The sequence below is a fragment of the Streptomyces paradoxus genome (assembly GCF_014202475.1).
Classification (GTDB): Bacteria; Actinomycetota; Actinomycetes; order Streptomycetales; family Streptomycetaceae; genus Streptomyces; species Streptomyces paradoxus.
The window spans coordinates 1-11972 of record NZ_JACHGV010000005.1 but is presented as its reverse complement, the minus strand read 5'-3'; the positions used below and the strand labels follow the sequence as shown (position 1 = coordinate 11972).

The following is an 11972-nucleotide window of genomic DNA, read 5'->3' as shown; positions in this document are numbered from 1 at the left end:
CCGTGGGGGCCCGGGGACGGCCGATGACGAAGGGGCCGCGGCAACCCAGCCGCGGCCCCTTCGCCTTGCCAGGTAGCCTTCACCCCGGGGACACCGGCGCGACCACTCACCCGACCAGCCGTCAGAAACAGCCTGCGAAGGTGAGAAAGGCCGCAAGAGCGGCACAACGACGGAACCACACACCAGGTTCCGCCCAGGCCTCATTGCCCGGGGTGACCTGCCGTGATACACAGAGTGACCATACGATCCTTCGCACACCGCCCGTCACCTCCCCTAGGGGCCGGAGCGGAACGGTGGCAAGGTATTCGTACGAAACCCGCCAATCAATGACGCCAAGTCGACATCCGACAGCATCATTGTCGGCGACAATGAGGCCTGACCTCTGCACGACCGCAGAGGGTGCGGAACTACCCAACAGGGGCGGTGACTTACATGCTCTTTGCGGCCGACAAGGGAGACATCAACACCATCATCGGCGGGATCGCTCCGGACTGGGGCCCCTTCGGCAGCCTGGGCAACGAGGCGAAGGTGATGATCGAGGTCGTGATGGCGGTGGCCATCCTGCTCTGCCTCGGCATCGCCATCTGGGGCGCCGCCAAGCAGCGCATCGGAGCGACCGCCCTGCGCGACACCTTCAGCGCGGAGCAGGGCAAGGGCCTCATCATCGCGGGCCTCACAGGAGTCTTCATCATCGGCTCCCTCGGCACTCTCTTCACCATCGTGTACGGCATGGCCGTGTAGCCAGGGCACCGACCGCCCGGCCGGGCACGCCCGGCTCCCCCTCCATCCCACCCGCCCGTCGTGCCCACCGGCTGAGGTTGCGTTTCCCTGATGTCGAGTCACCCCACCGCGCCCGCGCGGGAACCAGCACGGCTACCGTCGTACGAGGAGTATGAGAAGTACGACCGGTACGAAGTGTTTCCGCACGACGTCGAGGGGGCGTACGCGGCATGAGTCTCGGTGACGACCACGAGTCCTCCGGCGGCTACGCGGGTACGGGCCAGACCCGCACCCGCCTGCCCGACTCCGGCGACGCCTTCGGCGACCCGCGCCGCCGCTCGTCCTCCCGCAGCCTGGTCACGGTGGTCGGCGTGGTGGTCCTCCTGATCGCAGCGATCGCCTTCGCGAACCGGGGGGACGGCGACAGTTCCTCTTCGACGGACGGCTCCTCCGGCAAGCCCGACGCAGCGGCGACGGCCCCTTCCGGCCAACGCCCCGTCAAGTCCAAGTCCGCCGCGGGCATCCCGTCGGGCTTCGCCCAGGACCAGGAGGGCGCGGAGAGCGCGGCGGCGAACTACGCCGTCGTCCTCGTCTCCGCCGACATCCTCAAGCCCGCCCGGCGACCGGAGATCGTCCGCCAGGTGTTCGACGCCGACAAGGTCTCCGAACTGGAGAAGAACCTCGACCGGGTCTACAGCAAGGCGTTCCTGGAGAAGGTCGGCCTGGACGAGAACGGCGACGCGCCCAAGGGCAGCACCTACGTCTCCCGCACGATGCCGGTCGGCACCAAGGTCACCGACTTCTCGGGCAGCACCGCCACCGTCGAGGTCTGGTGCACCGGCGTGTTCGGGATGACAGGGGAGAGCTCACAGAACCCGGTCACCAACGACTGGTTCACCATGACCCTCCAGCTGCGCTGGACCGACGGCGACTGGAAGGTCGACAGCTTCTCCCAGAAGGAAGGCCCCGCGCCGGTCAACGGCGACAACAGGGTGTCGACGTCGGACGCCATCTCCAAGGCCGTCGAGGAGTTCGGAGGGTTCACGTATGCCCGGTAGCCCGCGCAGCGCAGTCAAGGTCGCCGCAGCCCTCACCGCCGTCCAGACCGCCCTGGTCCTCTTCGCCACCCGGGCGGCAGCCGCTCCCACGCCCTCGCCCAGCCCAAGCAACGACAACTGCTCCCTGCTCTCCGGCCGGGCCCGGGAGATCTGCGAGGGCGACACCGGCAGCGGAAGCGGCAGCGGTACCTCCCGGCTCGACCCCACCTCCACCCTCGACCCCCTCGCCTCCCTCGCCAAGGGCTGTGCCGACGCCGCCTCCTGGACCGTCGACAAGCTCAGCGACGCCGTGAAGGAGACCGCCAACGTCGACTTCACCAACCCCAAGTTCCTCCAGCAGTACGCCGTCGTCTTCGCCGCGTCGACGATCCTCACGCTCCTGCTCTGGCTCCTCGCCGTCGCCAAGCGAGCCGTCCGCGGCGTCCCCCTGACCACCGCCCTCTCCGAAGCCATCGGCTTCCTGTGGCTCACGGTGCTGGCCTCCGCCTTCACCCCCCTGATCCTCTACACCGTCGTCTCCGCGACCGACGGCATCACCGAGGTCCTCGCGAAAGCCACCGGCGACCAGACCGACGCGTTCTTCGGCACGTTCTCCGAAGCCCTCAAGAAGGGCGAGGACATCGGCGGCGGCCCGATCATGCTGATCGTCGTCTCCCTGGTCAGCATCCTCGCCGCCGGAGTCCTCTGGCTGGAGCTCGTCATCAGGGCGGCGCTCCTCTACGTCGGCGCCCTCCTCGGCACCGTCGTCTACGCCGGCCTCGTCGACAAGAACCTGTGGGGCCACGTCCGCCGCTGGGCCGGCATCATGATCGCCGTCATCCTCATCAAGCCGGTCATCGTCATCGTCCTCGGCCTCGCCGGCGCACTCTCCGCCGACGACGGCCCGAACGCCTTCTCCGCCGTCGTCTCCGGCCTCGCCATAATCCTGCTCGCCATCTTCGCCAGCGCGATGATCTACCGCTTCGTCCCCGGCTTCGGCGACGAGATCGCCGGCTCCCGCAACAACCGCCTCATGCAGGGCGCCGAAGGCAAGGCCGCCGCGGTCATCAGCTCCCCGGCCACCCTCGTCGCGCAGGGCATCAAGACCCACAGCTCCCGCGCCGACAACAACGGCGGAGGCAGCCAGTCCTCCGCCCCCCGCCCCAGCAACCCCGTCTCCGGCGGAGTCGCCGCGCACAGTGGGCGCACCTCGAACGGCGGCGGATCTGTCCCCTCCGCCGCACCCGCCCCTCGTTCGAGCAGCGCCGTCAACAGTCCACACGCCAGCAACACCCGCAACAGCAGTACCAACCGCACGGGAGGTGAAGGGCGTTGACGACCGAGTCCCACGTGTCCCATCCGGTCACGCCCCGCCGGACGTACCTGATCGGCCGCGCCCGGCCGAACGCGATCATCGGCCGCAACCGCGAGACCGGCGAGATCGCCCTGATCGTCGTGGGCGCGTTCCTCGGCATGATGTGCGGGCTCCTCGTCCCGGTCCTGTCGCTGCGCATCGTGCTGCTCGCCGGGTTCCCGATGCTGGCGCTGGCCGCGGTGTACGTGCCGTACAAGCACCGCACGTTCTACAGGTGGTTCGAGATCAACCGCAGCTACAAGCGGACCCTCAAGCAGGGCACCACCTACCGCTCCACCGCGATCGAGGCCGGCACCCGGCTGGACGGCAAGGAGATCGAGGTCGGCCCGCCCCCGGGCATCGGCCGCATCACCTGGCTGGCCGCGCCCTTCGGCCCCGACGAGATCGCCGTGCTCCTGCACGCCGACCGCAAGACCGTCACCGCCGCCATCGAGATCGAGGGCCCCGGCGTCGGCCTGCGCGACAGCGAGGACCAAGAGGCCCTCGTCGACCGCTTCGGCACCCTGCTCAAGCACGTCGCCAACGGCGACGGCTTCGTCACCCGCATCCAGATGCTGGCCCGCACCCTCCCGGCCGACCCGGACGCCCACGCCAAGGACGTCGCCGTCCGCGGCGACGACAAGGCCCTGCCCTGGCTCCAGGAGTCCTACGACCAGCTCCAGTCGATGGTGTCCACCAGCAGCGAGCAGCACCGCGCCTACCTCGTCGCCTGCATGCACTACACGCGCGACCTCGCCGCCGAGGCCAACGCCATGGCCCGGGCCGCCCGCGCCCACGGCGGCAAGGTCGACCGGGACGCCGGGCTCGCCGTCGTCATGGCCCGCGAGCTCACCGACATCTGCTCGCGCCTGCAGGAGGCCGACATCCGCGTGCGGCAGCCGCTCGGTCAGGGACGGCTGGCCTCGCTGATCCACTCCATGTACGACCCGGACCACCCGATCGACCACATCCAGGCGATGACGAAACGTAATGCCTGGCCGGCCGAGCTGGACGCCATGGAGCCCACCTACCTCCAGGCCAAGACCCGCGAGTCCTCCACCCGCGCCCCCTGGTGCCACGCCACGGCCTGGGTGAAGGAGTGGCCGATGACCCCCGTCGGCGTCAACTTCCTCGCCCCGCTGCTCGTCCACACCCCGGACGTCATCCGCACGGTCGCCGTCACCATGGACCTCGAACCCACCGAGGTCGCCATCGAGCGCATGCTGACCGAGAAGACCAACGACGAGGCCGAGGCCTCCCGCGCCGCCAAGATGAACCGCACGGTCGACCCGCGCGACATCGCCGCCCACTCCCGGCTCGACCAGCGCGGCGAGGACCTCGCCAGCGGCGCGGCCGGCGTCAACCTCGTCGGCTACATCACCGTCTCCTCCCGCAACCCCGACGCCCTCGCCCGCGACAAGCGCACGATAAGGGCCTCCGCGGGCAAGTCGTACCTCAAGCTGGAATGGTGCGACCGCGAGCACCACCGCGCCTTCGTGAACACCCTTCCCTTCGCCACCGGCATTCGGAGGTAGGACCTGATGCGGGACCCGCTGTCCGTCCTCACCGACGCCTTCACCTCCTTCCTCTTCGGGAAGGTGGAGACGACCCGGCTCCCGGTGCGCACGTCCACGGGCCAGGCCCAGGCGGTCTACCTCCCGACCGCCGCCCCCGGCCTCGGCGACTCCGGCGTCATCATCGGCCGCGAGGTGTACTCCGGAAAGGGCTACATCTACGACCCCTTCCAGCTTTACGGCCAGCAGCTCCCCGCCCCCCACTGGCTGGTCCTCGGGGAGTCCGGCAACGGCAAGTCGGCGCTGGAGAAGACGTACGTGCTGCGCCAGCTCCGCTTCCGCGACCGTCAGGTCGTCGTCCTGGACGCCCAGGGCGAGGACGGCGTCGGCGAGTGGAACCTCATCGCGCAGGAGCTGGGGATAACTCCCATCCGCCTGGACCCCATGGCCGCCCTGGACATGGGCATCCGCCTCAACCCGCTCGACCCCGCGATCACCACCACGGGCCAGCTCGCGCTGCTCCGCACGATCATCGAGGTCGCCATGGGCCACGGCCTGGACGAACGCTCCGGCTTCGCCCTCAAGGTCGCCCACGCCTACGTCAACGAGACCATCGTCGACCGCCAGCCGGTCCTGACCGACATCGTCGAGCAGCTGCGCCACCCCGAGCCCGAGTCGGCCGAGGCGATGAACGTCGCCATAGACGACGTACGGGCCTGGGGCCTCGACGTCGCCCTGGTCCTGGACCGCCTCGTCGACGGTGACCTGCGCGGCATGTTCGACGGCCCGACGACGGTCGGCATCGACCTCGACGCCCCGCTCATCGTCTTCGACCTGTCCCACATCGACCGCAACTCCATCGCCATGCCCATCCTCATGGCGATCGTCGGCGTCTGGCTGGAGCACACCTGGATCCGCCCCGACCGGAAGAAGCGCATCTTCCTGGTCGAGGAGGCCTGGCACATCATCAACAGCCCCTTCGTCGCGCAGCTGTTCCAGCGCCTGCTGAAGTTCGGCCGACGCCTGGGCCTGTCGTTCGTGGCGGTGGTCCACCACCTGTCGGACGTCGTGGACGGGGCAGCCGCCAAGGAAGCGGCGGCGATCCTCAAGATGGCCTCGACCAGGACGATCTACGCCCAGAAGGCGGACGAGGCGAGGGCGACGGGCCGCGTCCTGGGCCTGCCCCGCTGGGCGGTGGAGATCATCCCGACCCTCACCCCCGGCATCGCCGTCTGGGACGTCAACGGCAACGTCCAGGTCGTCAAACACCTGGTCACGGAGACCGAACGCCCCCTGGTCTTCACCGACCGCGCGATGACTGAATCCTCCGACGACCTCGCGGACGACGCCCTGCACGCCGCCGAACTGGAGGCGGAGGAACGGGCCGCGGCCTTCGTGGAGCACCACCTGGGCGACTCCGAATCGACGGTGGCGTAGGCGCAAGGGGAGGACGCGTGAGACCGGACGACCGCCACACCCCGCGGGACGGCCAGGGAGGCATCCCCGACGGCCTGCTGGTCGGCATACTGGCATTCCTCCTCGGCATGACCGTGCTGGTGTGGACGGCCACCGGCCTCGCCGCCCTGTTCGCCCACGGCTCCTGGCCGTCCGGCGTCACCTTCGCCCGCACCCCCCTGGCCATGCGCGGCCTCATCGCCCAGCCCCACGACATCCCCGGCGCCTGGCCCGACACGCCCCCCGGCGAACTCTCCGGCTACGGCCTGTTCTGGGGCCTGTTCATCGGCCAGCTGATGATCCTGGTCGTCCTGACCGTGTTCGTGATGGGCACGCTGGCCCGGTGGCGGGCGGTTCGCGCGAGACGCCGGGAAGAGAGGATCCGGGCGGCGCAGGAACCGCCCCTGCCCACGCCGCACGAGGCACCGGCTCAGACACCGGCACCGGCACCGGCAACCGAGCACGTATCGACGGCGGTGCAGCACGAGGTGCCGACTCCCCGCTCGCACCCCTCGGAGCCGGCAACGGTTCCGCCTCCCTCGACTACAGTCCCCGCCACGGCCCCGGCTCCCCTGTTCGCCCAGGAACGGGCGGTCACATGGGAAAAGGTCCTCGTAGCCCCGAGGGAAACCCGGCGGACCACCGCAACCCAAGCCGTACGCGACGCCGAAGGCCCCGCCCTCGTCGTCACCTCGAACCCCGCCCTCTGGCAGGACACCAAGGACGCCAGAGCCAAACTGGGCCCCACCCACCTCTACGACCCCACCCACCTCTGCGACACCCCGTCCCGCCTCCACTGGTCCCCCACCGCCGGCTGCGAGGACAAGGCGACAGCGACCACGAGAGCCACCGCCCTCCTCACCCCCGTCCGCCCCACCGCCAAACTCGACCAAGCCCTCAGCGACACAGCCGAGATACTCCTGCGGAGCTACCTGCACGCCGCGGCGATCGACGGCCGCACCATCCGCCACGTCCACCGCTGGTCCCAGGGCACCCAGATCCAGGACGCCGTACGCATCCTCCGCACCAACCCCAAGGCCGCCCCCGGCTCCGCCGGTGAACTCGAAGGCGCCCTCACGGCCCACCCCGAACGCCGCGACATGGCCCAGCAGTTGACCACCCGCGCCCTGGCCGCCCTCTCCACGGTCAACATCCGCGAAGCCTGCACTCCCAACCGAACTGATGCCCTCGCCTTGGATTCCTTCGTCCACGAAGGGGGCACGCTTTATGTGGTGGGGGAATCCATCGAGGACCCCAGGACGAACCCGGGCGCCATGCCCCTCCTGACGGCCCTCGTCTCCAGCGTGGTCGAGCGCGGCCGGCACATGGCCGAACGGTCATCGGCCGGTCGCCTCGACCCACCAATGACGCTCGTCCTGGACGACGTCGCGGCCGTGGCCCCGCTTCCCCAGCTCCCGGAGCTGCTGGCCACCGGAGCGGACCAGGGCATGCCGACCCTGGCCCTGCTCCGGTCCCGCGAACAGGGCCGCGCCCGCTGGCCGCACGACGAACTCCCCGTCTAGGACCCGTCACTCCCGCTCGAGCACGAACTCCAGCTCCAGCTCCCCGGCGTCCCCCAGCGGCACCGTCATCCCGCTCGGCAGGAACCCCACCCGCCGGTAGAACCGCTGCGCCCGCCCGTTCTCCTCGTGCACGATGAGCCGCACCCGCTCGAGACCCCGCCCCCACGACCACTCCAGGGCCGCGTCGAACAGCACCTCGGTCAGCCCGCTCCCGCGCTCCTCGGGCCGTACGAACACGCCGACCACATGGCCCTGCTTCCGCTCCACCGGAAACCCGGCCCAGTCCGTCGTCCCGGGCTCCTCCACGAGCACGGTCAGCGTCCCCACCCACCGCCCGTCCGGCCCCACGGCGATGATCTGCTGCGCCTTGTCCGCCCCTTCGGCAGCCCCCGCGGTCCGCTCCTGCCAGAAGGCGTCCGGTCGGGCCGCGGCCTCCTCGTACGTCTCCAGGAAGGCCAGGTGCGCCACCGGATCCCGCAGCGCCGCGAGCCGCAGCTCCTTCGCCGCAGGCCACTCATCAGCACGGACGGACCGGATCACATAGCTCATGCGGGCCACGGTAGTACCCCGGTACGACGCCCCTCACCCCGATTACCCCGCCGGTCCGACGCCCTCCGCCCCCGCACGCACGAGCATCGAACCATGCTGACGGCACACGAACTCACCAAACGCTACGGCGACCGGACGGTCGTCACGGACCTGTCCTTCACCGTCCGGCCCGGCACCGTCACCGGCTTCCTCGGCCCGAACGGCGCCGGCAAGTCCACGACCATGCGCATGCTCCTCGGCCTCGACGCCCCCACCCGCGGCCACGCCACCGTGGCCGGCCGCTCCTACGCCACCCACCCCGCGCCCCTCACCGAGGTCGGCGCCCTGCTGGAGGCCCGCTCGGTCCACCCCGGCCGCACCGCCTACCACCACCTGCGCGCCCTCGCCCACACCCACGGCATCCCCCGCAGCCGGGTCGAACACGTCCTCGGCCTCACCGGCCTGACCGACGTGGCGCACCGCCGCGTCAAGGGCTTCTCCCTCGGCATGGGACAGCGCCTGGGCATCGCCGCCGCCCTCCTCGGCGACCCGGCCACGCTCATCCTCGACGAGCCGGTCAACGGCCTCGACCCGGAGGGCGTCCTGTGGATCCGCAACCTGCTCAAGTCCCTCGCCGCGGAAGGCCGTACGGTCCTGGTCTCCTCGCACCTGATGAGCGAGATGGCCCTCACCGCCGAGCACCTGGTCATCATCGGCCGCGGCCGCCTCCTCGCCGACACCACGGTCACCGACTTCGTACGCGAATCCGGCGCGGGCACCACCAAGGTCGTCACCCCGGAGGCCACCGCCCTCGCCGGCCTCCTCACCGCCCCCGGCACCGACATCACCACCGACACCCCCGGCACCCTCCTGATCCGCGGCACGGACGCCCAGCACATCGGCCGCACGGCGGCCGCCCACGGCATCCCCCTGTACGAACTGACCCCCGCCTCCGCCTCCCTGGAAGAGGCCTTCATGGACCTCACCCGCGACGCGGTGGAGTACCCGGCGACCCTGCAAGGAGCAGCGGCATGACCATGACGACCCTGCCCTACCGCGTGACCCCGGCCCGCGTCCTGCGCTCCGAGTGGCACAAGTTCTGGACCCTGCGCTCCACCTGGATCACCCTCGCCGTCACCAGCGCCCTCACCGCGGCCATGGGCGCCGGCCTCGGCGCCGCCTACGACGGCACCGGCGAAGGCGGCATGGACACCGTCATGTTCGTCCTCCTCGGCACCCAGTTCGCCACGATCAACCTCGGCGTACTGGGCATCCTGGCCACCGCCGGCGAGTACTCCACCGGCCAGATCCGCGCCACGATGACGGCCGTCCCGCGCCGCCTGCCCGTCCTGTGGTCCAAGGCCGCCGTCCTGACCGCGGTCGCCCTCCCCCTCACCCTGGCGACGAACCTCCTCACCTTCCCCCTCGCCCAGTCCTTCCTCACCGGCACCGACCTCTCCGCCTCCCTCGGCGACCCCGGCGTCCTGCGCGCCCTCGCGGGCAACGCGGCAGGTCTCACCCTCCTCGCCGTCCTCGCCCTGGGCATCGGCGCCCTGCTCCGCTCGGTCCCCACGGCCATCGGCGCCTTCATCGGCCTCGTCATGATCCTCCCGGAGATCCTGGCCATGCTCCCGTACGCCTTCGTCGACGACGCCGTCCGCTACTTCCCCGGCAAGGCCCTGGAAGCCCTCACCACGGCCCAGCCCCTGCCCGGAACCGCCTCCCCGGGCGCCGCGCTGCTGGCCATGCTCCTGTGGACGGCGGTCATCCTCACGGCGGCCGCGGTGGTCCTGCGCCGAAAAGACGTATGAAGCCCGGCAGCACATCCCGCACGATGGACCCCGTGACGGAAGACCGGGCGCCGGAGCCCCTCACCGACTACGCCCAGCGCCTCACCCACAGGGTGCGCGCCTTCGACCGACGCCACCCCCTGCTGTGGGACCTCCACTTCACCGGCTTCTGGGTCACCGCCGCCCTGATCGACTACGCCGGCGGCGGCTGGCGCAACAACGCCCATCAGCTCGACGTCCCCGGCTGGCTCCTCCTCACCCTGAGCCTCGGCCTCTCGGCCCCGCTGCTGTGGCGCCGCACCCACCCCGGCGCCGTCCTGGCCGCCATGGTCCCCTTCGCCCTCGTCAACGCCTGGACCGGCGCCGCCCTCCAGGCAGCCCTGCTCCAACTGGTCCTCGTCTACCACCTGGCCCTGCGCCGTCCGCTGCGCAACCTGTGGTGGGCGACGGCCCTGGTGATCGCCCCGGTCCTCGTGTCGGCCCTCCGCCACGGCGAGGGCACCTGGGACCAGCAGATCGGCTCACATCTGATGTCCATCACCGTGGCCGTCCTCATCGGCGCCACGGTCCGCACCCGCCGGGACTACACCGAGGCCCTGGAGGACCGTGCCCGCCGCCTGGAGACCGAACGCGACCAGCAGGCCCAGCTCGCCACCGCCGCCGAACGCGGCCGCATCGCCCGCGAGATGCACGACATCATCGGCCACAACCTCTCCGTGATCACCGGCCTCGCCGACGGCGGCCGATACGCGGCCGCCAAGTCCCCCGAACGCGCGGCCCAGGCTCTCGACGCCATCGCCACCACCAGCCGCCAGGCCTTCACCGAACTCCGCCGCCTCCTCGACGTCCTGCGCGAGGAGGAGAGGCAGCAGCCCGACCTGACCCCCCAGCCGGGCCTCACCGACCTCGACCAGCTCCTCGACGGCGTCCGCTCCGCCGGCCTCCCCGTCACCACCACCATCCACGGCAGCCCCACCCTCCCGCCGGGCCGCCAGCTCACCGTCTACCGCGTCATCCAGGAAGCCCTCACCAACACCCTCAAACACGGCGGCCCCCACGCCACCGCGGACATAGAGCTCTCCTACGAGGAGAAATCCGCCGTCACCGTCACGATCACCGACACCGGCCACGGCAGCCGCACCGACGGGACCTCCCGGGACGGCCGCGGGCTCCCCGGAATGCGCGAGCGAACGGCCTTGTACGGCGGCACACTTGAGGCCGGCCCCCGCCCCCACCCGGAGCGGGGCTGGCGTGTCCGCCTGTCTCTTCCCGAGGAGTCCCCGCAGTGACCACGGTCCTCATCGCCGACGACCAGCCTCTTCAGCGCTTCGGCTCCCGCATGCTGCTGGAGAGCCAGGACGACATGACGGTCGTGGGCGAGGCGGCGAACGGCAGCGAAGCGGTCCGCATGGCGGCCGAGCTCCATCCCGACGTCGTCCTCATGGACATCCGCATGCCCGGCCTCGACGGCATCGAGGCGACCCGCCGCATCACCTCCGCCGGCGACCGCACCCGCATCCTGATCGTCACCACCTTCGACCTGGACGAGTACGCCTACGCCGGGCTCCGCGCAGGCGCCTCCGGCTTCCTCGTCAAGGACGCCCAGCCCGAGGAACTCCTCGCCGGCATCCGCGCGGTGGCCACGGGAGACGCGGTGGTCGCCCCCAGCCTGACCCGCCGCCTCCTGGACGCCTACGTCCACCACCTGCCGACCGCTCCCTCGTCCGAGGCCCCGCCCCCGGACGACCCCCGTCTCGCTTCCCTGACGGACCGGGAACGCGAAATCCTTACGGTGATCGGAAAGGGCTGGACCAACACGGAGATAGCCGCCCGTCTCCACCTGGCCGAGTCGACGGTGAAGACCCACGTGGGTCGTATCCTCGCCAAGACCGGTTCCCGCGACCGCATTCAGGCGGTCATCCTGGCGTACGACACCAAGCTGGTGGAGACGTCCTGAAACGCAGAAAACCCCCGTATCCGAAGATACGGGGGTTTTCCCAAAAATTGTTCGGCGGCGTCCTACTCTCCCACAGGGTCCCCCCTGCAGTACC

General features: G+C 70.7%; 11 protein-coding genes. 10 read left to right on the top strand and 1 reads right to left on the bottom strand.

Going from position 1 to position 11972, the window contains the following annotated elements; all coding sequences use genetic code 11:
* Positions 1 to 432 precede the first annotated feature (432 nt).
* The 6 genes from HNR57_RS17565 (at position 433) to HNR57_RS17540 (ending at position 7603) form a co-directional block, all read left to right on the top strand.
* Positions 433 to 741 carry a DUF8827 family protein gene (locus tag HNR57_RS17565; RefSeq protein WP_003991275.1) on the top strand — a complete coding sequence of 103 codons (309 nt, stop codon included), beginning with the start codon at positions 433 to 435 and terminating at the stop codon, positions 739 to 741.
* 209 nt (positions 742 to 950) lie between these two features.
* On the top strand, positions 951 to 1778 hold the full coding sequence (locus tag HNR57_RS17560) for a DUF8175 domain-containg protein (RefSeq protein WP_184560963.1): 828 nt from the start codon (positions 951 to 953) through the stop codon (positions 1776 to 1778).
* Complete coding sequence (locus HNR57_RS17555) at positions 1768 to 3093, top strand: hypothetical protein (protein ID WP_184560962.1); 1326 nt, start codon at positions 1768 to 1770, stop codon at positions 3091 to 3093. Before HNR57_RS17560 ends, HNR57_RS17555 begins: the two co-directional genes overlap by 11 nt.
* Positions 3090 to 4646, top strand: coding sequence for an SCO6880 family protein (locus HNR57_RS17550; RefSeq protein WP_184560961.1), 1557 nt, complete (start codon positions 3090 to 3092; stop codon positions 4644 to 4646). The genes HNR57_RS17555 and HNR57_RS17550 overlap by 4 nt, the downstream gene beginning before the upstream one ends.
* A 6-nt stretch (positions 4647 to 4652) precedes the next feature.
* Entirely contained in the window at positions 4653 to 6062 is a 1410-nt protein-coding gene (locus HNR57_RS17545) for an ATP-binding protein (RefSeq protein WP_184560960.1), read from the top strand.
* A 17-nt stretch (positions 6063 to 6079) separates the two neighbouring features.
* Positions 6080 to 7603 carry a type IV secretory system conjugative DNA transfer family protein gene (locus tag HNR57_RS17540; RefSeq protein WP_184560959.1) on the top strand — a complete coding sequence of 508 codons (1524 nt, stop codon included), beginning with the start codon at positions 6080 to 6082 and terminating at the stop codon, positions 7601 to 7603.
* Between the two features lie 6 nt (positions 7604 to 7609).
* Here HNR57_RS17540 and HNR57_RS17535 read toward each other — a convergent pair whose 3' ends face one another.
* Positions 7610 to 8152 carry a GNAT family N-acetyltransferase gene (locus tag HNR57_RS17535; RefSeq protein ID WP_184560958.1) on the bottom strand — a complete coding sequence of 181 codons (543 nt, stop codon included), beginning with the start codon at positions 8150 to 8152 and terminating at the stop codon, positions 7610 to 7612.
* Between the two features lie 93 nt (positions 8153 to 8245).
* Between HNR57_RS17535 and HNR57_RS17530 the strand changes: the two genes are divergently transcribed.
* The 4 genes from HNR57_RS17530 to HNR57_RS17515 are packed head-to-tail and all read left to right on the top strand — an operon-like array spanning position 8246 to position 11878.
* Positions 8246 to 9166 carry an ABC transporter ATP-binding protein gene (locus tag HNR57_RS17530; RefSeq protein ID WP_184560957.1) on the top strand — a complete coding sequence of 307 codons (921 nt, stop codon included), beginning with the start codon at positions 8246 to 8248 and terminating at the stop codon, positions 9164 to 9166.
* A complete protein-coding gene (locus tag HNR57_RS17525; protein WP_184560956.1) occupies positions 9163 to 9942 on the top strand; it encodes an ABC-2 transporter permease in 780 nt (259 codons plus the stop codon). Before HNR57_RS17530 ends, HNR57_RS17525 begins: the two co-directional genes overlap by 4 nt.
* Positions 9943 to 9965: 23 nt before the next feature.
* Positions 9966 to 11210, top strand: a complete 1245-nt coding sequence (locus HNR57_RS17520) for a sensor histidine kinase (RefSeq protein WP_184560955.1) — start codon at positions 9966 to 9968, stop codon at positions 11208 to 11210.
* A complete protein-coding gene (locus HNR57_RS17515; protein ID WP_184560954.1) occupies positions 11207 to 11878 on the top strand; it encodes a response regulator in 672 nt (223 codons plus the stop codon). The genes HNR57_RS17520 and HNR57_RS17515 overlap by 4 nt, the downstream gene beginning before the upstream one ends.
* Positions 11879 to 11972 lie beyond the last annotated feature (94 nt).